Source organism: Paenibacillus sp. JNUCC 34 (genome assembly GCF_058269055.1).
On record NZ_CM177770.1, the window covers coordinates 4,986,827 to 5,008,660 of the forward strand.

A 21,834-nucleotide genomic window follows, 5' to 3' on the forward strand; every position below is an offset into this window, starting at 1 on the left:
ACTTGATTTCATAAGTACCCTCCATTATCGTACAGTTTGATATCAAGCTTTCGTACAGGCATGTACGAATCAAAAATGATAGCGTTTTTGAAAAAACAGCCTTTTCGGCCTTCTCTTGCTTCGCACCTCCTCTTCCAAGCTTAAGAAAACACAAACAACCCCGGCTTCTCCAAGGGAGCTACCGGGGTTGTTTTAAACCGAAGCTGTTCGCCGCCAGAGAGCTGGGAAGGGAAGTTTTTCATGCGATTCGCTAGTCCAACAAAATATCTCTGGCGTCCAGATGGTCCTTACATACCTTTGTCGCAAATTCCACGTTCTCCAGCGCATTCAAATTCGGCGAATCGTCACTTCACCGATTTGATATGCCTTGGTTACGTTTCTGAATTCGATTAACGTTGTCACTTCTTACATCTCCTCGTATTGAAATTTTCTGAAATGGGTTGCCCGCCATTCCCAACCTCTTGTTAAGAACTACTGCAGCTCGCTAACCGCTAGTTATACTCCATGTATCCATCATATCCCACCTCATGGATGTGGCTTCCTGCAGCCAATGTATTTGCGTATCGGTCTTCAGAAGGAGTTATCGTCTTTGTCGCCGCTTCTCCCGCAGCATACTTAACACAAAAAGAGCCATATAGGTGAACAACACCTACATGACTCTTATGCTTCCCATCCGAAATTGCAACACAAGCCTCTTCTACTCATGTTAAACCTAGCTTTTCTCCAGGCTTCCAACTCAACAATATCGCCTGCTAATACGCTAAATCTTGTACGATGAACGAGTCTATAACGTCTCTGTACTAAGCGTAAAGCCTTCGATGACGGCATCCTCGTCGACTTCAATCATGATGCAGCGTTTACCTTGGAAATTCACCTGTTTTACATACCTTAAATCCTGCGGGCTAACCGAAATCGTAGCTACCTTGGTTTCGATCTTAATGGATTTGGAAGTAAACTTCGGCATGACGCTGGTTGCTTTCATTTCATAGTTCTTGTTGTCCACAATTGTTTCGAATGCCCGCTCCACCTTCTCGGTCGTCACGTCCTCTACGCCGCTTGCGTTCAGTACGCGCTCCAGATCTTTATAATCCAGCTTCGGAGGTTCTTCCTCCTTCGTCTCTTCGTTAATTTCGATCACCCGGTTGATTTCCTCGTACACCTGTGCAATGGTGGCTGAATCGAGCTGTTCGCCGGCCACTTCCTTGACGATATCTTCGAAGATCGCTCGCTCTTCAAGTGCCGTCACGGATCTTTCTCCGTTCAAGACCTGTTCGACAAAATGCGGATCCGGAAAATTCGATTTTCCCGTACAATACAAAATACGATTCACATCGGAATAATTGTCCGTCACGCTAGGGTACAGGAATCCTTGCTCCGGCGTACTTAACTTGATAATCGGATCTACAATGACATTGTACTTGAACTCCCTCTCCACATAATCGAACAAGAGAGTCTTCCGTTGTTTCTCCGTAGAATTCACACTGCATAAAATGAACGGATGGGCGAACACCTCGTTCTTCTCGCTCTCTTCCGCTTCATCGTTTCTCGCCTTGGTCGGCAAATAATACTGTCCCCGAACGAACGTGACCACCATATCCCGCTCATATTTGGCATCCGTCAGCATTCTCTCCACAAGCATCAGCATCAAGTCCTGCCATTCTTCCGGATCACCCGACACGAGAGCTTGGTGAAGCAGTACCTGCGCCGGTTCCTCCGCTGCTTCCTGAAACCTCAATTCGAACAATTTTTGATCCAGTTCGCCGGTCAGCAGTTTTTTGAAATTACCCATGTATAACTCTTGCTTCTCCCGATCCACCAGTTCGAACGGCAGGCGCTCCCAGTGATAGATTTCATTCGTTTCCTTCGTAATATAGACATTGAGAATATCGTAAATATTCAGTAAATCGTGATCCAGCTTAAATTGCTTGCGTATATTGGCGACTTCTTTTTTGTTCATGATTCGTCAGACAACTCCTCAAGTAAATTGGCTCTATCAGTATAAACGAAATAAAAACCCTTCGCTAGCAGGCACAACTTATACATCGTATATAGAAAAATTCAGCCTTACAGTGTACACTGTTGTAGTTTAGTAGGACCTAAATACTACTTGAATTATCATGCAAGCGTCTGATCCAGCAAAAAAATTTAGCGAGGCGTAGTTTCTTTTTTCTGAGCCTCAATTATTCGCACTAATTAAGTACAGTTTGAACATGGCTAAACATTAGAAGGAGCGAACCGGTTTGGAACCAAAATGTTTAAATCGCATTAAGAACACCATACATTATTTTAAAAACGATGTCCCTAAAGGCCGTAAACTGTTAGAAAATATTGACGATGTGGATGCAGAACAACTCTTAACCATTCTCAATAATGTATTTGATATGGAAGAAGAGGCTATAAAAGAAGAGAATTCCAAGAGTTTTGTGACAGATACATATGAAAATAATGTGATGCATTTTGCTAAAAAACTGATGATATCTATGATTTCATGTCACAATGAGCTTAAGGATGAGATAAACTATATCCGTTTGCTGCGTCAAAGGCATGTTGCTTATGGTTTTTACATTACTCTTGAGAATACGGGGAATACATCTGCGAAGGAGATTTTGAAGGATTTATCCATACAAAAATTACTCTATTCAGGTTTGGTTGATTTTTACAATAACTTCTATGGGAGCTTCACCGACAATCAGATAGCGATCGAGTTACTCTGCAAATATTACCCTACTGATAATAGCTTATTAGAAAATAAGGATGATATCGTCAATGCGCTCTTTCGACATATTACCAATGCCGGAACGCCAAGCGATTTCGGTTATGCATTTGAAGGTATTCAATTAATTCGTGAGAATATAGGCCGCTTGCCTTTAGAAATTATCGACCAATTGCTGCAAAAGTATCAACTCTATAAAATTATTAACGAAAAAGTGTATCGACATCAAGTTTTCACGATTATTGACAATGCTTCTATAACAAATGAAGAAGAGAGACAAACGTATAAATTCAGTTATTTGGACAGTCTACTTTTAGCAAATTCCATGAATTACGGTCTATATCAAACCTATGCAAACCAGAAAGATCTTATACGGAACTATCTCCATCTTGAGGACAATCTGGCAGTAGATAAGATTGGACTGATTATTAACGATCATCCAGAACATGTTTATGCTTATTGGACAAATGAATGTTCTACGGATCGACAATTTATTGTAGCTGAAGAAGTAGTCATGAACATGCGTCTGAACATTGCCGAAAAGAAGATTTCAATAAGTTATGTGAATAATCCAGGCACTGAGATCAATTTTAAATTCGTTTACGGCGATTGGATGTTAGATAACTATCGCTCAAGAGAAACAGAGCAAAAAATGCTGGATTTTGTTAACGAAAACAACAGTAAGAAAACGAAATATACATATAAGCCATTGACGTTTTCTCTTCTCTATCTTAATCGTTACAGAGGAATGAATGAACAGGTGCTAGATTTTGATCATCAATTCACCTTTGACAAAAATACCAATGAACTAAAAGTCAAATCGGAATCACCTGATATTTCACATTTTTATGGAAAAAGGATTCACTCACTATCATGTATCGTGGGTAAGAACGGAACCGGGAAGACCAGTACGGTAGATTTTTTAAGAGGCACTTTCTTCCGGCTCATTCATTTGATTACTGACAATCTGATCCCCTGTAAGGAGGGGCGTGTCAGCCAATCCGATTATGAAGCCTATAATATTGTGGACAAAGGCAGTGAATTTTTTGTGGTGTTCCACTTAGGAAGTCAGCCTTATTATTTGACAAATATTAATGACGTATCGACTGCTACAGCGAAAGCTTTTGATAACAAAGCTTATGCAAGCGCCCATGAATTGAGCAAAGTCGTATATTTCTCAAATATGCTCAGCGTTAATCAAGATAGCCTTTTTAGTATCGAGGAACTGGCATCAAGACCCAATAAAAGTAAAGAAGAGAATATAGCCAAGTCTCTAGGCAATTTTAAGCAAGCCGATTATTCAGAAGCTTCAAGTTTTATTGAAAAACGAAAAGCTATAGAGATGACAAGAGACAAGAATAGAGACGAGAATTCAAATAAAACAGTCAATAAGGATTTATGTTACCAACTGGCGCTTTTAGACCATTTAGCAAAAGAAAAAATGAGAATGTATTTCGATATTCCGGAAGATAGGCAATTTCTTGTGAAAAGCAAATTGTCTGATCCGCACGATAGAATACTTCTGGGGACTGATTTTAACGAGAATCTTATAGCTTTAAAGCCGTTTCTTACAGCACCTGATGCCAAACTGGAATACTTCTCCTCGGGGCAGCATGCTAAGTTTTCTTTTCTAGCTAAGCTTTATTGGTTTTTGGAAGGTCATCAGAAATACTCAGAACGTCTGGAACCTCTAATTGGAGCTAATGTATTCAGCAGTGATGAGGTACTACAAGAAGAAGAAACCGCGCTTTTGTTCATTGATGAGGGAGAACTCTATTACCATCCTGAATGGCAACGTAAATATATTAAAATGCTCATTGATTTTGTACATGGCACCACTTCAGGTTCTAAAATTCAAGTGGTTATTACGACAAATTCGCCGTTTATTATTTCTGATATTCTGAGCGAGGATATCACTTATCTTTCTAAGGATGATAGGGATTTTGAGCAAACCTTTGGCCAAAATATACACAAACTCCTCAAAAAAAATTTTTTCATGGATTATACCATAGGCGAATATAGCCGAGAATTAATTGTGGATATTAGTAAATGGCTTAGTTCTACTGAAGATGATCATGTCAATATCGATGAAGTGTTGAGTCGTTATTATGAAACGCCTATAGCACCTGTGAATTATTTTGAAAAAGTACGCCATTTAATTCATAAAATCGGAGAACCTGTTTATAGAGACAAGTTGCTGGACACGCTTAACCAAAAATTGTTCCAAAACTCCAAATTAGAATTATTGTTAAAGCAAAGAGATGACCTTGACCGGAAGATCAAAAAGATGACATTGTTAAAAGAGGACGAGTGAAAATGATACAACTTGGATTGTATTCCGAAGAATTTGAAAATGAATATTGGAACGCCGTTAAAAAAAATATAGAACCTTCTGAGCAACAGGAACTCTTGGCTAGCTGTAAAAAATATTTACCGACTACTTTCTTTAAAGGCAGTGAAAATGAATTCAAATCCTTGATACTTGCACCTTTAGAAAAATTGAAAGCAGCAGAAGCGTTTGCTACCAATAAAAGGATCATATATATGAGGCAAGAATGTTTTTGCAATTCAAGCGAGGCAGACCTTCCTATGAAGCCATTGTACAAGGCTATCCATGACTCTTACCCACGAATTGCAGACTCGGAAAAAGAGAAAGCATCTTTACGTGTAAGAATAGTACGAAACGCTGGTCTCACCGTCTGTCCTTATTGCAATAGGGACTACATCAACTCTAGAGCAGAGAATGTCTCCGGCGCACAGTTAGATCACTTTTTTAGTAAATCATCATTCCCCTTATTCTCGATCTGTCTGTATAACCTCATTCCTGTCTGCGGCAATTGCAACCGAGTTAAGGGAAAAAAGTCATTGGCGTTTGCCTCTCCCTTTGATAGCTCTATTAATTGGTTTGAAGATATAACATTCTCTTATCAAGGAACTACTTCCAAAGACATGAGGATTTTGTTAGAGGCAAATGAGAGTATAAAACACAATATTGCAGGTATGAGAATTCGCGAGGCATATCAAATCCATAGCACTGAAGTGCTGGAGTTAATTGAAAAGCAGCAGATGTACAACGAAACGCAAAAGGATGAACTTCAAGAGGTGCTGGATAGAATTGAATTGACTGATTCAGAAATCAAAAAAATGATCTTTGGTCCTGAAATAACAAAAGAGAGTATGAAAACAAAACCACTTGGAAAGATGTTATACGATCTGCACAAGGAGTTAAAGATCTACCCATAACTACCGCGAGTAACCAACTCCCTTTCGATACTCCATGATATCCAATAGACAAAAGATGTCTCTCCTACAGTCTTAATCTCAGATCTGAGATCTCGCAATGAAATGGCGGTACAGACAAAATTCTGTACCGCCAATTTCAATTATGCTTCTTCTTTCTCTTTGATCGCTAATGACAGCTCTATTCAAGCACGGTCCAAATATCCAGTGCCGCCAGACGAATCGCCTCATGCTCATGATTCCGGTACGCTCTTAAACGGTCGGTACAAGCCTGGTTCCACAATAAAGATGTTCCCGCAACCTTCAGTAAAGAAAGACCGATATATTGGGCCGCTAACGGCTGTCGGTCTCTCAAATTGTCCACCAGTTCCAGAATACTCTCCGGTCTCCAATACGCCTGGCTGGCATTGGCTGCCCGAGCGATCTGTCTGTAGGCGTAATCCAACAGATGCGGATGCGTGTCCACCATTTGAATCACAGGGTCCAAATGCAGGGCAGCCTTATCCGCCTGGTTCCATTCAACAATCGCTAAATATAACTTGATCACGGCTGATCTCAGGGTTTCTTTGGATTTAAGAGCATCGATCATGCCCGTATATAAAGGAACGAGCACCCATCTTGCATTGGGAGGCAACGAGGTCAGCTTGTCAATCAATGCCACTAGACGCTGCCGCTCTGGAAGGTCTCTCTCCGGTGCAGCATTCCATTCGGCCTTCGTCTCCGTGTCGGCCAACTGTGTGCAAACGCCAATGACCCGATCATTCACCTTCCCGTCACGACTAGCCACAATGAGGGTATCCAACGCGGCCTTCCATCTGGCGTTATCCTCCAAATCAAGAATCACTCTGCTGGCGGAAGCCGCTACCTTCTCCTCACTTCCATTCACCCAAAGGCTCATAGCTTGGAAAGCCTCTCTTGCCACAACAGCATCGGCATGTCCTGCGATCTCGATAATCAATTGCAAATACCTTGGCCGAGCCTCCACGGGAAGTCCGCCAGAATACTGGTTAAGCAGGCTTCTTGCGATATCACGCTGCGGAGAAGCTGCCATGGCACTCATCATGGTCCAGCTGCGTTCATCATCGAGCCATTGTCTGGTAGCGTGACCTATGGCGATCATCACATCTTTGTGTACATTCGGTTTCTCGTATTCCCGGATGAGAAGCGTCATGCTCTCACTGCTTTTATGAGCTCCAAGCAGGCGGATGGCCTCTTTTCTAACCGTGATTTTCAATTTCTCCCGATTCAGCAGGTCCGACAGCATAGATGTCAACATCACCGGGCTCACCCTGCGCATGCATCTGGGGATCGAGTACATGGCGACCCGAGCACGGTCTCCATCCAGGTTGCCCAGCAATACAGGAAGTGCCTTCTCCGGCTCTTCCCATAACGAATATGCGTAGAGCGCTGCCTCGACGACATGCACTTCCTGATCCTGCAGCAGGACCTCCAGTTGATCGGAGCAATAATCCGGCATGACTGCCAAGCTCCGCATCGCCGCCGCACGTTCATGGAAACTCCGTTTGGCATCCAATGCCACCCGTTCCAGCAGGGAAGCTAATGCCTTTTGCTGGCGCGGCAGCCACCGATGAAACCCATTATAGGCGGGCACAACATAAATCGTTTTTCCCGATAAATGCTTGCCTTTGATGATTTTCCCCGAGATGAACGGGTCCAACCACTCCTGACGCTTCAGATGCAGATGCATAAATACGTCGTGGAATGAGATGAAGGATGGGTCTCTGTCCAGCAGTTCTCTAACCCTCGCATCCCGAGTTCCATACGGTGCCAGCCAATAATGGACCGCCTGCGGCGATACCGTTTTAGCCTTCAGCAGTTCCTCCAGCAGAAGCTGAAGCTTCGGCAATCGATCCACGGCTTTTCCGAACAAATCAGCCATACGCAGGACCACACTTACGTTTTCGCGCTTGTTCGCTTCTACACCAAAGGCATAAATCTCATCGAACAACGCTTCCAGTGCAGAACTTGGTATGCTATCCCAATCCATGGAGAACAACGCAAACTGACCATCCCGCATCGTCAATCTTCCAAACGTTCTCAAAGCGAACTTGAATAGATCGCCCTTCGGCTCCAATGCATGTTCACGCAGTATGGCAAAAGCCAGTTTCTCCGTGGCGGACCTTGTCCCGTACGAAGTGTCCCTGGCTTCAACCACGCTATCCACCAGCACAGTCAGATCATTCACATGCTCTTCCTTAAACATTGGAGCAGGACAGTTTGAGAGCTCGACCATAACTTGCCAGCGAACCGGATCCTGGTCGTTCTTGATTCGAGTCAGGAAGCGCAGCGTCTCATTCATTCCGCTTCGGGATAGCGCTGTACTCCGAACGAGGTGGGCGTAGGCCGCAGCACGCTCATCGCTATTAGACACCTGGACGGCTTGCTCCAGCTTCTCCCTGGCGTTAACAATTAAACGGCGCGCCGTCGTTTCGAGCATGTCATCCCGATGATCACGAATGTTGCGAAGTTCCAGCATGCGAGCAGCTTCCTTGTCACGCAGTCGATGCGGTAGTACATCCAGTAGCGGCATAGGGAAAATGCGTGTCTTCCGCTCGTCTTCCTTATAAGCGGCATCAAACACCGCTTCGCGACAAGACGGCGCAAGGGTATCCAGCACCTTGGCTAGATGCACAGGCTGATCTGCGAGCAATGTAGCCAGTGTGGTCCACTGCGCTGTGGTAAACCATTTTCTCTTCTTCAAAGCGCCTGCCGGAACGCCATGATTCAGAAGATATTCCCGTGTCTCCTCACGTGTCAGCAGTTCGAATACGTCTTCAGGGCTGGCCTGAATCAGAATGCCCAATTGCTGCTTGAGTACAGGATGAATCATATCCGTCGGCCCAAGCGTAAGCGCACATTCCAACACGATCGCCGGTCTTAAAACACTCAATACTTCAATCGCCGATGAGAGCGTCCACCATATATTGACCTTTTCCCGATGCGTTGCGTTCTGCAAAGCATTCTTGAAATACGCTGCAACAAGATCGGGATAGTACTTCGTTAGGAGCCGCCAATTGCGTAACGCATACCCCAGCTCAGGAAGCCTGCTGCGAACCGTCTCTTCGCTGCACACGGCCAATAATAAGGACGCTTCTTGTGCCCCCCACCGGTCAAGCACGAGCGGCAACAGCCGTTCCGCCCAATCCTGACGATATGTATTCAAGATGCTCCGCAGCAATTGTTGTCGGCAATGATACGACATCAGATCGATTTCGGACTCAACCGAAAAGTCCGGATCTGTAATCACTTCTGGCAGCAGTCCAGCCGCCCGCCCTCTGACCCCTGCCTTAGAATGCTTCAGGGCAAACAAAACCGCACGAGCATCATTCACTACGTCGGCACCAGTCAAAGCCAGATGCGCCTCATAGGCGGTGCCGCTTTCTAGCAAGGTTACGAGCAGCGCGGAATAATCCGCATCTCCTTTATGCTGGCGCCCCAGAAGCGCCATTCGCTTCATCCTGTCCGAATAACCCAGCGAGTCCAGCTCCATGAGCAATTGCTCTTTGTTCATCAGATCATTGTTATATGTCAACATTTCCTCTCCCCTCATGTTCTTATAATCGATCAAAATTTCTCCGTAACCGATTTACGCAAGCTCTTCTGGAAGTATATAACTTCTTCATAAGCGAAGGCTTCTCCTTTTCGATGCGACATTTCAAACCGACTTAGCCTATGGAATCGGCCTTTGCAGCCTACAATCCATATTCACGCCCTGATTCGGGGTTTCTTCTTTTGAACGGGGCCAAAACGCTGCATACAAAAAGAGATGCCTCTCGGGGTCCATAAGCGACCCTTTGAGTCATCCCTTTTAGCTCAAGATGATACATATCCGAATTTAGTTATTCCAGTATTGCTTGGCAATCTGTTGACCTTGATCGATTTTCGCCCATTGCTCGGCTTCGCTTAGCTCGTTACCGCCATCGCAGGATGCAAAGCCGCATTGATGCGAGAGCAGCAGACGATCCTTATCAATGATTTTGGATGCTTCGTCAAGCAGAAGGATTACGCGTGCTTCATCATCAAGCGTATTTGTTTTGGAAGACAGCAAGCCCAGAACAATCTCCGTTTCCGGTCTGTCCTTGAAAACCTCCAGTGCTTCAATCGAACCCGCACGATCATCATCCCATTCCAGGAAGAAGCGATCATATTTCAATTGCTTCAGGAACAAGTTGGCGATTTTCGCATAAGATCCACCGCCCATGTTGCGGGAATCATAGTTCCCCCGGCAGTTGTGTGTCCACATTTTCAAGCCGAGGCTATGACCGAAGTCGATCACTGTATTGTTAATATCAATAAATTCGGTGGCGAGACCCTGTACTTCCGCTTGATTAATATGCTCCCCTGTAAACGGAGAGTTCGGGTTGTCGTCTGCAAACAGCTCCCACAAGCAATCATCGAATTGCAGGATTTTGCCGCCTACCGCAGCAAATTCCTCCACGAATTCCTTATAGGCGCTCACAAGACCCGCTTTGAGCTCCTGTTTGTTCTGATAAACAGCATCCGTACCGCCAATGTTATCCGACCAGGAAAGTTCACCGAAAATATGGGAAGGAGACGGTACACAAAGTTTCGTTTGCTGGTCGCCAGCCGTTTCTTGCAGCTGTTTAAACAGCCCGATAAAATGATGATTCTTTCCGCTCAGTTTGCCAGTAATGCGCAATCCAATATCTTTGCGTGTTTCATATTTCGATGTTCCATCAACATCCCGGAAAAAGTAGCCATGCTCAGCGATATAACGCTCAACCCCGCCAAAGCCCCATACAAAATCCAGATGCCACATCGATTTGGAGAATTCGCCGTCCGTAATAACCGACAGGTTCTGCTCGATTTCCTTTTTCACGACCTGTTTGATCGCCTCTGTCTCGCACTCGGCATACCCTTCAAAATTCTCATAAAAAGGATACTGGATATCATCACGATGTTCAATTTGCGTTTTATATTTCAGCAGCTCTTCGGGCCGCAACAAACTTCCTACGATCTGGAACTTATCAGTCATGTAAATAACCCCCTCGTTGTATACGATGATCATATCACGTGGATAGGAGTTAGAATAAATACCAAAAAAATATAACTAGTTATAGCTAAAAGCTATAGCTAGAATGACTGCTGAGATTTTCCAAAAGAAAAAACACAGCCAAGTCCGCCATGTTTTCCAAAAATATTATTTGTTCTCCTGGAGCGCTGTTGTTTCTCCAGCCTGTCCATTTAATTTTCGTGTTCATCTACCTCATCATGATCCTTGCTTCCAAATTCATCGAGCAGTGCACGTACTTCACTTGTTGACTTTGCGTTCATTAAGCTATTTCTCAATTCACTTGCCCCTCGGAATCCACGGACATATATTTTGAAGAAGCGGGCAAGGGGTCTGAATGAACGTGGCTCCTGTGCTGAATATTGATCATGGAGATCCAGATGCAGCCGTAGCAGATCAAGCAATTCCTCACTGCTATGATCCTTCGGCTCCTTCTCAAACGCAAATGGATTATGAAAAATACCACGACCAATCATAATTCCATCTACACCGTATTGTTCGGCGAGCTGGAGGCCGGTCTGACGGTCAGGAATATCCCCGTTAATGGTTAGCAGTGTATCTGGTGCCACCTCATCACGAAGTTTCTTAATCTCCGGAATCAGTTCCCAATGAGCGTCTACTTTGCTCATTTCCTCTCTTGTCCGCAGATGAATGGACAGATTAACAATGTCTTGTTTCAAAATATGGGTTAACCAGTCGCGCCATTCGTCTACGCTACTAAAACCGAGCCTTGTTTTTACACTGACGGGCAGTCCCCCGGCTTTTGCGGCCTGGATAATATCCGCTGCAATTTCGGGACGGCAGATCAGGCCGCTCCCCTTCCCATTCTCTGCTACATTCGCTACAGGACAACCCATATTAATATCGATGCCTTTAAACCCTTCTTTCGCCATGCCGATACTCATTTGACGAAAGTATTCCGGCTTATCTCCCCAGATATGGGCTACAATGGGCTGTTCATCCTCTGTAAAAGTCAAACGTCCGCGCACACTATGGTTCCCCTCCGGGTGACAATAGCTCTCTGTATTCGCAAACTCCGTAAAAAACACATCCGGTCTGGCTGCTTCACTTACGACATGGCGAAACACCACATCCGTCACATCTTCCATGGGCGCCAGTACAAAAAAAGGTCGTGGTAAATCGCGCCAAAAATTATCCGTCATATCAAATACCCCTCTATAAATACCAGGAAAAATCTTTATCCGAAATGGTAAATACAACCTGTTCATGCTCTTGCTTTTTCTTCACTTATAGCATGTTTAAGCAACGTAAATCAAACGGCAGTATATGTTAATCGTAGCAGTGAAAGCTCTCCTAAAACGATGTGACCCGTCAATGCAAGTTCATTTTCACAACGTACTGCGCCGTAGTTCATAAAAATACTGCACAATTGGATGCTTTAACTTCATCTTCTCGGCCATGTTTAAAATTCGCTTTTTACCAACTCGTCTGTCCACCAAAGCTAAAATATTCAATAAGATATCATTACTCTCCAAGCTTTCATCTATAGAAATCGACAAAAACGTAGTAGCTACTAGGACAAAATTTGATTTACTTAATGCGGCCTGTGCTGACAAAAGCTCTTTTGCAAGTTCTGAAATTTTTCTGCTTCTCGCAATGACTTTAAGACGCTCCTCGGGAACGGTCCCCTTGGTATCCTTTCTGATCGCTTCAATTTCATCATTGTTGATAGGAATTTGGATATCCGGATCATTCTTAATTTCCTGCTCCGTCTGATACCATCTGATTGAGCCAGTTGTATCACTCATATTGAGTACGTTCTTTTTATCTACTGCAAGATAACAAATTCCGGATTTATCAGGTAGATAACGATAACTGGTTGCCCGGTATTCGACCCTTCCATTTAACGCAGGAGAGAGAAAGCTCTCCAGTTGTTGCTTTAATTTGCTCCAGGACATGTATCCTCCTATGTTCTCAAAGCCTGACTACCAGTATTTCGCGGCAGATTTATGGCAATGATACCTATAGTGCCAGACTAGTTTGATTTGGCCCTTGGTGAAGGTCTATCATACCATTAAAAAATCGAGCGATACAACTCGGAAGGATTGGATGCTACTCTACCCGATAAGTGAATCAGCACATCGTCCACGCGGTTCAGAAGCTTCTGAAGCTGCGAGGCATCCATATGTTGAAAAATTGAAGCATCATTGCAGCCGACCACAAAATTAAGGGTATGAATAAACATCACCTTATCCAAATCCGGGATGGAATTCTGTCCCGTTAGCTGGATGATATCCTGAAGCGAAAAGTAAGATGGAGAAAACATGCAATTATTCTCCTTCATATACAATGCCTTGAGCATGCATCCTAAAGCGCGTTCACTAAACAAGATACATACATGAGCAGAGATGGAATGCATCATCCGGGCTGCTGAGTTCATATAGATCTGTACGAAATGCTGCATCTTAATCATTGATTTGGAATGAATAGAGGATTCCTGAATTTTTAACAGCCTATCTTTGCTATCTCTGCATTCATCGATGGAGGTTAAACTATTCACATACGTCAGCTCCTATTCGGTTATTGGCGATACCCCAGCTGCGATTGAATTCCTTTATTGGTCTGTCCAAAATTGCAGGTGCATAAGAAGTAGTTCTAACTCAGTTCACCAAAAGAGTAAATATATAGCAATAAATACTCACTTAGGATGAATAAATAAATACAAACTACACACAATATTACCGTATAGTAGTAATTTATTCAAATAACTTATTATTTATGTGTTATTACAAATCAAAACATTCCCTACACTTCTATTAAAGAGAGGTGTAACGATGTCTGATGTCCTAAAATTAGTCGGAGCACGTATAAAGGATCTTCGTAAATTAAGAGGATTATCTCAAGAAGCATTAGCAGAAAAGGCTGGCTTCAATATAAGTTATATAGGATTTATTGAACGAGCCGAGCGTAATGTTTCCATGAAGAATCTGGCGAAGATTGCTAGTGCATTAGATGTTGGAGTGTATGAGCTTTTTACATATTTGAAAGAACAGGAAGAATTAACAGAGGAGTCAAATTTAAAAGATATAATCTCTTTATTGAGAGAACGTGATTCAAAAGATATTGAGATGGTCCGAAATATACTAAATGAAATTTTTAGGCGAATTGATGGAAATAGTTAAAAAAGCTGATCGGATTCCGATCAGCTTTTTTAGAGTTATCACCAAAGATTATAAAATCGATTAAAAGCTAACTATTATAGTAAAATATTTGAGATAAGCTTCCTTCTCTCCTGCCTTATATAAGGCGTTTAGCTTGGATTCTAGTGCCCTGTTGCATAGCAATAAGCTGACGTGAAGCAGGTTTTTATCCAAGAAATGCAGGGATAAATTCATATATTCTTAAGGGCAACTGATATGAAGAAGAATCGTATCCTGGTAAAAGCAGCCTGCTTTCTCTAAGGGGTTATAACGTGACTAATCATAGTGATAATCGAGTAGGAAGGGGCGGCTAGCCCCTGTCCTCTCACACCACCTAGCATGCGGGTCCGCACTAGGCGGTTCCAATAGGTTAACAAAGTTCCAGATAACGAGAAAGTAAACTTTTCAGCCCTTTCGCTTCCCAATAGGAAATCGGAAGGGCATTATTTGTGTTCCGGGACATTTCCCACACCCCTCGGCGGGAGTTAGCCATCATGAAAACCACCCAATTAGGCAGTTCCAGCGCCCTCAGTTCTCGAATGCGTGTCCTCACTCGTTTCCACTGTTTCCAGAGGCACATACGCAATCTTCTCCGAATCCACTTGTCCAGTGCTTCGCAGTGTTTCTTTGCTGAGGCAATGCGGAAATATCCAATCCATCCCATGAGGTATTGGTTTAAATATGAAATTCTCTCTTCTATCGATGTAGACCACGTCCGGTTCGTGAGCTCCCGAATTCTTTCTTTCATACGAGAGATTGTCTTTGGGGCTAGACGAATCGTTGCCTGTTTGTTAGACAGAAAGCTAAAACCCAGAAACTTGCGATTCCAAGGTCGGTCCACTGCGCTTTTATCCCGGTTCACTTTCAGCTTCAACTTCCCTTCCACAAAGCGATTCACCGATTCTAATACACGTTCACCCGCGCGCTTACTTGCCACGAAGATCTGACAGTCGTCCGCATAGCGGACGAATCGAAGTCCACGTTTCGTCAATTCTTTGTCCAGATCATCCAGCAGAATGTTTGCCAGTAGCGGACTCAGAGGGCCACCTTGTGGTGTCCCTTCTTCCGTACGCTCCAGCGCTCCTTCTGTCATGACTCCGGCGTTCAGAAAGCTGCGAATCAGTTTCAGGACTCGCTTGTCCGTTACCTTTCGTGCAATCCTCGCCATGAGCATGTCATGGTTGACTCGGTCAAAGAACTTCTCCAGGTCCATGTCTACTGTCCATCGTATTCCGCTTTGGATGTAGCTTTGGGCTTGTTTCACCGCGTCGTGTGCTCGCTTCCCTGGTCTGAAGCCGTAGCTATACCATGAGAAGTGGGCATCAAAGATTGGATTCATCACCTGCAAAAGCGCCTGTTGGAGAAAGCGGTCCATTACGGTCGGGATGCCTAATAGCCGCACACCGCCTCCGGATTTAGGAATTTCTACCCGTTTGACGGGCGCGGGTTTATATGCCCTGCAAGGAGTTCGGCTTTCACTGTTTAATTCAATAGCCATGAAACTTTGTGCTGTTTGTAAGAGAGCTAGCGCATTACCTTTCGAAATAGATTTGATTTCGGCATTATTAATAGTATCAAGTATGAAATTAGATGAATAAATATTATTAAAAATATCTGAATTTTTAAGTCTAGGCTGCTTTTCATGTCAGAGATCACTTCGAATCCAAAAAACTTCTCCTTTAATCGATCACTGGTTGGAATTATCAAAATCTACATTCATTCATAGCAAAAATGCTGTATTTTGCTTTGATTCAGAAAAGGACTCGTGAAATTGAAGACTTGTATCTCTTCCTTTTTGTATTCATTTTTTTTCAAAAAGAGCTTAACAAAATCCAGATCATGCGTAGAAAAAATAATCTGTTTATCTATCTGACCTAACACGTCGCAAATGGAATATTGATTTATATCGTCCATATTTTGAATAGGATCATCAATTGCGATAAAATCAAGAGAGTTGATATTTTGTGCTTCATTAATTGCTAAAAATATGGATATAGCAAGAACATTCAGTTGTCCGGAACTGAGTATATTTTGAGCATTACTTTCTCCATTACCATTATCAAAAACAACCTTGATGGACAATTTTTCGTCCGCACCATCAAATTGAATGAGATTATTGGAAGGGAGCGGATTCAGGTATCTATAGTATTTTTGTATAGGTGAGTTGTCGTTATTTAAATAATCTCTTGCATCAGAATCAAAGAAGTCGAATAATTGCATCATGTGATTATTTAGTGAAGTAGCAATTTTATCAACTTCTTCTTTCTTTCGGACATTTGCTTCGATTGTCCCTTCTAGTTCTTGAATCTGTGCTTGAATTTCATGATTTTGCTTGATAGCATATTGCATTTGAGCAATATCTTCCAAACCACTTAACTTCCGCGTATTGTGTATTATCGAATCTTGATGTTCTGAGATCAATTGCTGAATTGGAACATCATATTGTCGCGGCTCCACATATGGTTGTAGACGTTTGATAATAATTTCATGATCTTGAATCTCTGAATGCAACTTTTTAATATCACCTTCTATCTTGCTTCGATACGACAAGACTCTACTATTTGCTCTATTCATTCGTACAATCGATTGCTCAACTTCTTCCGTGGTTCGTGTTTTTTTAGATGACACTGTATTACCAAAACCTTTGAATTCCTCTTGCAATTTACTAAGAGAAATTATTAATTCGACGATTTTCTGTTGTAAGGCAATCTCCCCTCGTACATCACTTAACTGTTTCTTTAATTCTACCTCGGAAGTGAGACTAAGTTCTTCAGAAAACAAGGCATTATTTTTATAGTTGTTATACTCATCGACGAAACGATTTAATTCCAAATTTAGCCTGGTTATATTACTGGTATTTTCATTTGTTTTTTCATCAATTTGAGTTAACTTTTTTAAAATCGTATTTCTCAATGAAATAACTTTCTCAACATAAGTAGTATCCTCTTCGAGCTTTGTTGTGTAAGACAAAATATTATGTTCGATGCAAGATTCCAAGTTTTCTTCAGGAACAGAAGAACATACTGGGCATCTATCCAGACTGTTTACAACAACATAATTCTTAATGTCCTTGATATTTTCAATCAGCTGAAGAAGTATTTTATCCTTATTCTCTTGTATAATAAGAGATAATTTTTCTGTTAATGCGGACCATCTTTTTTTTCTTTTTCCCAGAATAACACTTCTCTTTTCGAGAAGTTCCAGGTTAACAGGTATACTTTTTTGTTGTTCTACATTTAAAGTTATCGAGGGATGAAAGGAGAACGCGAACTCTAAAGAAGAAGCTCGCTTCCTCAAAGTGTTGAGCGTTTCTTTTACGATGTCTACATTTTGATTGCTTAGTCCATAAGAAGCAAGTTCATGTTCCTTTTCTTGAATCGCAATTCTTGTTTCATTATACTTCTGAATGTTGTCCTTCTCATTTTTAAGAGCATTGATTTTCTGTTCTACTCTCCTCAAGAACGCTCTTATATTTTCACCTTGAGCTTTCAAATGTTCATGAATTGCTGCTTTCTCGGAGATGTACTGTACAATCCTACTAACCGTTTCGAAGCGTTCCAAATTCAACTCATTGCACAATTCGATGAATGACTCTGCATTAATTTTTTGAGTCATAGCTTGTTCTTGTGATTGCTTAATTTCAACATCCATACGGTTATCAACCTCAACAATACCAATATTCAACAATTTGGAGCTGAGATCAAAAATATCCACATTCTTTTTTGTTTCTTCTTTACTCTGAATTAAGTTTTTACTTAATGTAATCTCATTATCTATCGCATTAGAATTTTTTATTAAAGAATTGTAGATTTTCTTCATGTTATCAGATTCATTTAATAGCGCTTTAAATCCCATGATATTGGCCAAGGCTCGAAACCTTTCAGAAGGGTCTTCTGAGATCACAAAATCAGTAACCTGACTTTGAGATAGTATATACGTTTGTTTGATAAGCTGCCCATAACTACCGCGTCCAAAGCTGGTTTCGTCCAAAGTTCCTTGCTTTAAAAAGGTCTCTACGTCAACTTGCCCCCGATATGTTTTTCCTTCACTGTCCACCAAGGTCACTTGCGTATTTCCGTATTCATTTCCAGTAACAGTAAACCAACGTGTTAGTGTATTTCCTCCGAATTCAATGCAAACCGAAAGTGTCTCACTCTCTTGATGGGTACAAAGCTTATTAAATATATCTCGTTTAATCTCTGCATCGCTACCATTCATCCGTGAAATCTTGCTTGTAAATCCCCATTCAATTGCATCGAAAAAAGAGCTCTTCCCAAAACCATTATCCCCGTGCAAAATCGTAATTTTTCTCGTGAGGTCGAATGAAACTTCACCATAATAATTTCTAAAGTTTTCAAGAGTTATTTTATTGATTTTCATAACGCAACTCCACCATCTTCAGTATATTTTCTATCAAGTTTTCCACTTGATCTGAATTGAGTTTATTCTGTCGCCCTTCATTCTTTTCCAGGTAATGCATGATTTCCTTTAGGTATTCATTGTTCTCCTCTATACTTACCTCATTTTTAATTGGTTTTTTTATCACTCTAAACTCATCTAAAAATGGAATCCGATTTAGATCAAATTCATTGCTTATAGCGTATTTACGTAGTGCCTTTGTATCGCGCTCAATCTTATAGTTAGTTTCAAAATCAATATCTTGATCCACACAAAATAAAATATATGTATTCCAAACGTTGAAATTGTACTCGACTAATAGTGATCTTATTTGCAGCGAGAATGAAGTTGTGGACTTCATTTCCTCTTTGTAGTGCAATCTTTTCAAAATCACATTATATACAGAAGATTTATACAGTGACGCACTCAATTTTTCAATCGCTTCGCTACCATGTTCATTAAAACCATTCTGAAGTAACCGATTATGCGTTGCATTAAAGATATCCATCATCTCACCTCGTTACAAAACTTGTTCAAAATTTCTTGCATTTTTTGCGGAAAATCTGTTGTTTCATCTATTGCCTCGAAAAACGCCTCTTTCATCTCGTTACCAGGGATGACATCAACGATTAGGGTTACTTTATTTAAGGGAGGAGTATCTTCAAATCCTTCTAAAGGAATTTCTGGGATACCTCTGATTTCCTGTCTTTTAGTCTCGGTAAAATTTCTATCGGTATAATTTTGAAATATAATTCGTAAAGTTTTATCTAATAAGTTCAGATGTTCATTAACATCTGATTGAAGTATTATCGATTCGAGTTTTTGTACACCATTCTCAAATTTATTTCTCGTTTCCAAGCTCAAAAATGAGTACAGCAGATTAGACGCGCTGCATTTTTTTGTTAATAAACTCTTGGAATCCGTAAATTCCAACAAAGAATTTCTAACAATCATTAATATAAGCACAATGCTAAAAAAATCTTGTATCCTTCTCTCTCGATTCATTTCTCCAATTCTTGTGTATGCTGAACTTTTAATTGTACCCTCGACATACCTATCAATTAGAGAACGAATATTCCCACCATTTTCAACCCATTTTCTAAAGTACTCTCGATAAGTGTACAAATTGTCTTTCAAGAGAGAGGACTGTCCACTATCTTCAATTTCAGATACAATTGAATCAATAACTCGACTGGCTACCATCATATTCCCATGTCTTTCAGCAATTGTATCAATACTCGCTAAAGTTCTCTCTCTCATGTTTGCTAAGATCTCTTCCAACTTTTCCTTTGTGATGAGCAGCCGATCGGCACTATTCCTATAGCTGCATTGCGTACACAAATGACCGATTAGTTCATTCAAATCCTCAGTCCGAATACGAACTTGGTCGCCGATGTCACGAAACAACCATTTACTAAGGCTCATACACAAGTGATCTTTAAAAACCTCCAACTCATGAAGCCCCGCACCCGTATGTAAGTAAAACCTTCCTAGCAATTTATTCGGTGCTTCTCCACACTTTGTTTGATAATCATAGTTCACTCCATTTTTATCGCATACGGGTTCTATGCACTTTGACAGCAGGTGATCCGTCATCGGAACATCCATGTTATAGCCTTTGTTTCCCGAGTAGATATCAAAGTCATAGTCTCTAGTTCTTAAAAAATGGTAGCTCGAATACAACTGGAACTGTGTAATAAATCCATCCTCTGACTTAAGTAATTCGGCTTTGGATATCAACTTATCGATCCAACTGTTATTTCTTCTCGCCGCTCCACCTTGTATTTGTGATCGACTGTATAATCCAGATGCCGGGCTAGCTGTAACGTCAACTTTTACTTTTTCACTGGTTTTCACTTGAATGAATCTTACTGTATTCTCTTTTCCAACAACAATGTCATCAAGGTGCTCAATAAAGATGTAGTCCCACTTTCCCTCAAGCATTTCAATCATATATTCTATTGCCACCAAAAATTGATAATAAAATCCAGAAATGGCCACAAGTCCACCCGTTTCATCTGGCAAAAAATTTGCGAGTAGTTGAGAGATATCATTGCTTGATCTACCGACGATGTTCTCTTTCAGAAATCCGATATCCTCAGCACTTTTCTCATCCTTATTTTCAATATAGTACCCAATGATTTGATCCAAGTTCTCCATCTGAATAGACTCCTTAAAATTCATGATATGCTTTCAGTGATGCCATAAGTCTACAGCTTCGATAAATAGCAATATTCGACTTCAGATAGAGGGATCCCTGCCAAAAGACCTAATTATTTGCAGACTAAAGTGGCATCGAGCCCCCATTTGCTCGATATGATGACCATACCATTCGGACCGTTTACCGAAACCTATTTAAATAACTGTCGAGAAGACTATTTCTCTTCCGTCACTGAGCTTGACAGGTACGGCAGAATTCACTTCATGTTACGCTCGGATGACTTGCTCGCACTCCGCAAAGTTACTTTGTCATGGGGCTCTTCAGCCTTATGGTCTCTCTACCAGCTGCCCGTCAATACGAAGCGACTTGACTCTTACCTCAATCGTACTTTCACTAGCTAGTTGTGCCTAGCTTTCCTAACGCACAACAAATTAAAAGACCCAAGCGTACTATACGCTTGAGTCCAAAAAACAATTACATGTGGCTTTATTTAATAATTTCTTGTGAGGAACACACAAATCCCCACAAACACCGTCCACGGAAACATATCCACTGGCCGCACCTCAAGGATCGTCTCAGCAACCGAGGATCGCCCCCCCTTGCGTGGTGGGGTCCACTACGATTTACATCCGCTTCAATACCCTGCGCTTTCCAGCCGGAATCACATCCTCAGTAGCTCCTACCTCGAACTCCACATGGTCCATACCGCAAGAACAATGAGATCGTACCGATACCGCAGTAGGCATCGATAACCGTTTTATTTCCGGTCAGCCTGGCATATTTAACCGTTTTGCCATACAAAATCTCAGTCTGTGCCGGGTTCACCTGATAGAACGAACGTGCAGAGATAACAAACTTCACGTTACCGATTTAGTTATGGATGACTTCACGCCCCCGCAAGACACAGGTAACATCTCCAAAGATAACATTAGTGTTACGTGTGTTTACGTTCTGACATATGATCACTACCACCCCGAATCTCCGCAATCCATTGGTCTAACATAAGGGATACGATCTCCATTGGTCACAAGAACGGCCATCATCTCACCATACCAGTTAGCTCATTCGAACTCTAGTCAGCCTCTCTATTAAACCACTTTACACTCTA

General features: G+C 41.8%; 13 protein-coding genes and 2 pseudogenes. 3 read left to right on the plus strand and 12 right to left on the minus strand.

The genetic code is table 11. From position 1 onward, the window contains the following. Nucleotides 1-197 precede the first annotated feature (197 nt). Nucleotides 198-337, minus strand: a pseudogene (locus tag AC2TF5_RS23290) (ABC transporter ATP-binding protein); the annotation flags it as partial. A gap of 447 nt (nucleotides 338-784) precedes the next feature. After that, nucleotides 785-1,957: a DUF4317 domain-containing protein gene (locus tag AC2TF5_RS23295; protein ID WP_491299492.1), complete on the minus strand. Its 1,173-nt coding sequence runs from the start codon at nucleotides 1,955-1,957 to the stop codon at nucleotides 785-787. 283 nt (nucleotides 1,958-2,240) lie between these two features. Here AC2TF5_RS23295 and AC2TF5_RS23300 point away from each other — a divergent pair, with 283 nt between their 5' ends. Next, nucleotides 2,241-5,027: an ATP-binding protein gene (locus AC2TF5_RS23300; protein WP_491299493.1), complete on the plus strand. Its 2,787-nt coding sequence runs from the start codon at nucleotides 2,241-2,243 to the stop codon at nucleotides 5,025-5,027. A gap of 2 nt (nucleotides 5,028-5,029) precedes the next feature. Beyond that, entirely contained in the window at nucleotides 5,030-5,956 is a 927-nt protein-coding gene (locus AC2TF5_RS23305) for an HNH endonuclease family protein (protein ID WP_491299494.1), read from the plus strand. A 178-nt stretch (nucleotides 5,957-6,134) separates the two neighbouring features. Here AC2TF5_RS23305 and AC2TF5_RS23310 read toward each other — a convergent pair whose 3' ends face one another. From AC2TF5_RS23310 to AC2TF5_RS23330, 5 genes are all read right to left on the minus strand, one after another. Beyond that, complete coding sequence (locus tag AC2TF5_RS23310) at nucleotides 6,135-9,509, minus strand: HEAT repeat domain-containing protein (RefSeq protein ID WP_491299495.1); 3,375 nt, start codon at nucleotides 9,507-9,509, stop codon at nucleotides 6,135-6,137. Nucleotides 9,510-9,809: 300 nt separating this feature from the next. After that, nucleotides 9,810-10,970, minus strand: a complete 1,161-nt coding sequence (locus AC2TF5_RS23315) for a uroporphyrinogen decarboxylase/cobalamine-independent methonine synthase family protein (protein WP_491299496.1) — start codon at nucleotides 10,968-10,970, stop codon at nucleotides 9,810-9,812. A 209-nt stretch (nucleotides 10,971-11,179) separates the two neighbouring features. Then, nucleotides 11,180-12,169 carry a tRNA dihydrouridine synthase gene (locus AC2TF5_RS23320; RefSeq protein WP_491299497.1) on the minus strand — a complete coding sequence of 330 codons (990 nt, stop codon included), beginning with the start codon at nucleotides 12,167-12,169 and terminating at the stop codon, nucleotides 11,180-11,182. 186 nt (nucleotides 12,170-12,355) lie between these two features. Then, on the minus strand, nucleotides 12,356-12,925 hold the full coding sequence (locus AC2TF5_RS23325) for an SF0329 family protein (RefSeq protein ID WP_491299498.1): 570 nt from the start codon (nucleotides 12,923-12,925) through the stop codon (nucleotides 12,356-12,358). Between the two features lie 116 nt (nucleotides 12,926-13,041). Next, on the minus strand, nucleotides 13,042-13,527 hold the full coding sequence (locus tag AC2TF5_RS23330; protein ID WP_491299499.1) for a hypothetical protein: 486 nt from the start codon (nucleotides 13,525-13,527) through the stop codon (nucleotides 13,042-13,044). Between the two features lie 274 nt (nucleotides 13,528-13,801). On the opposite strand from AC2TF5_RS23330, the gene AC2TF5_RS23335 reads away from it, so the two are divergent. Next, on the plus strand, nucleotides 13,802-14,149 hold the full coding sequence (locus tag AC2TF5_RS23335; protein WP_491299500.1) for a helix-turn-helix domain-containing protein: 348 nt from the start codon (nucleotides 13,802-13,804) through the stop codon (nucleotides 14,147-14,149). A gap of 388 nt (nucleotides 14,150-14,537) precedes the next feature. Here AC2TF5_RS23335 and ltrA read toward each other — a convergent pair whose 3' ends face one another. The 5 genes and pseudogenes from ltrA to AC2TF5_RS23360 all read right to left on the minus strand — a co-directional run. After that, nucleotides 14,538-15,665, minus strand: a complete 1,128-nt coding sequence (ltrA, locus tag AC2TF5_RS23340) for a group II intron reverse transcriptase/maturase (RefSeq protein WP_491299501.1) — start codon at nucleotides 15,663-15,665, stop codon at nucleotides 14,538-14,540. Nucleotides 15,666-15,883: 218 nt separating this feature from the next. Further along, entirely contained in the window at nucleotides 15,884-18,547 is a 2,664-nt protein-coding gene (locus tag AC2TF5_RS23345) for an AAA family ATPase (RefSeq protein WP_491299502.1), read from the minus strand. After that, the gene (locus AC2TF5_RS23350; protein ID WP_491299503.1) at nucleotides 18,534-19,076 is read right to left on the minus strand and encodes an ABC-three component system middle component 1; all 543 of its coding nucleotides are present in this window, start codon (nucleotides 19,074-19,076) and stop codon (nucleotides 18,534-18,536) included. Before AC2TF5_RS23350 ends, AC2TF5_RS23345 begins: the two co-directional genes overlap by 14 nt. Next, a complete protein-coding gene (locus tag AC2TF5_RS23355; protein ID WP_491299504.1) occupies nucleotides 19,073-20,725 on the minus strand; it encodes a dsDNA nuclease domain-containing protein in 1,653 nt (550 codons plus the stop codon). The genes AC2TF5_RS23350 and AC2TF5_RS23355 overlap by 4 nt, the downstream gene beginning before the upstream one ends. Nucleotides 20,726-21,216: 491 nt before the next feature. Then, nucleotides 21,217-21,775 (minus strand): annotated as a pseudogene (locus AC2TF5_RS23360) (class I SAM-dependent RNA methyltransferase family protein); the annotation flags it as partial. Nucleotides 21,776-21,834 lie beyond the last annotated feature (59 nt).

Coding starts and splice junctions, on each gene's coding strand:
- AC2TF5_RS23295 (WP_491299492.1), bottom strand. CDS start 1,957: ATGAACAAAAAAGAAGTCGCCAATATACGCAAGCAATTTAAGCTGGAT.
- AC2TF5_RS23305 (WP_491299494.1), top strand. CDS start 5,030: ATGATACAACTTGGATTGTATTCCGAAGAATTTGAAAATGAATATTGG.
- AC2TF5_RS23310 (WP_491299495.1), bottom strand. CDS start 9,509: ATGTTGACATATAACAATGATCTGATGAACAAAGAGCAATTGCTCATG.
- AC2TF5_RS23315 (WP_491299496.1), bottom strand. CDS start 10,970: ATGACTGATAAGTTCCAGATCGTAGGAAGTTTGTTGCGGCCCGAAGAG.
- AC2TF5_RS23320 (WP_491299497.1), bottom strand. CDS start 12,169: ATGACGGATAATTTTTGGCGCGATTTACCACGACCTTTTTTTGTACTG.
- AC2TF5_RS23325 (WP_491299498.1), bottom strand. CDS start 12,925: ATGTCCTGGAGCAAATTAAAGCAACAACTGGAGAGCTTTCTCTCTCCT.
- AC2TF5_RS23335 (WP_491299500.1), top strand. CDS start 13,802: ATGTCTGATGTCCTAAAATTAGTCGGAGCACGTATAAAGGATCTTCGT.
- ltrA (WP_491299501.1), bottom strand. CDS start 15,665: ATGGCTATTGAATTAAACAGTGAAAGCCGAACTCCTTGCAGGGCATAT.
- AC2TF5_RS23345 (WP_491299502.1), bottom strand. CDS start 18,547: ATGAAAATCAATAAAATAACTCTTGAAAACTTTAGAAATTATTATGGT.
- AC2TF5_RS23350 (WP_491299503.1), bottom strand. CDS start 19,076: ATGATGGATATCTTTAATGCAACGCATAATCGGTTACTTCAGAATGGT.
- AC2TF5_RS23355 (WP_491299504.1), bottom strand. CDS start 20,725: ATGGAGAACTTGGATCAAATCATTGGGTACTATATTGAAAATAAGGAT.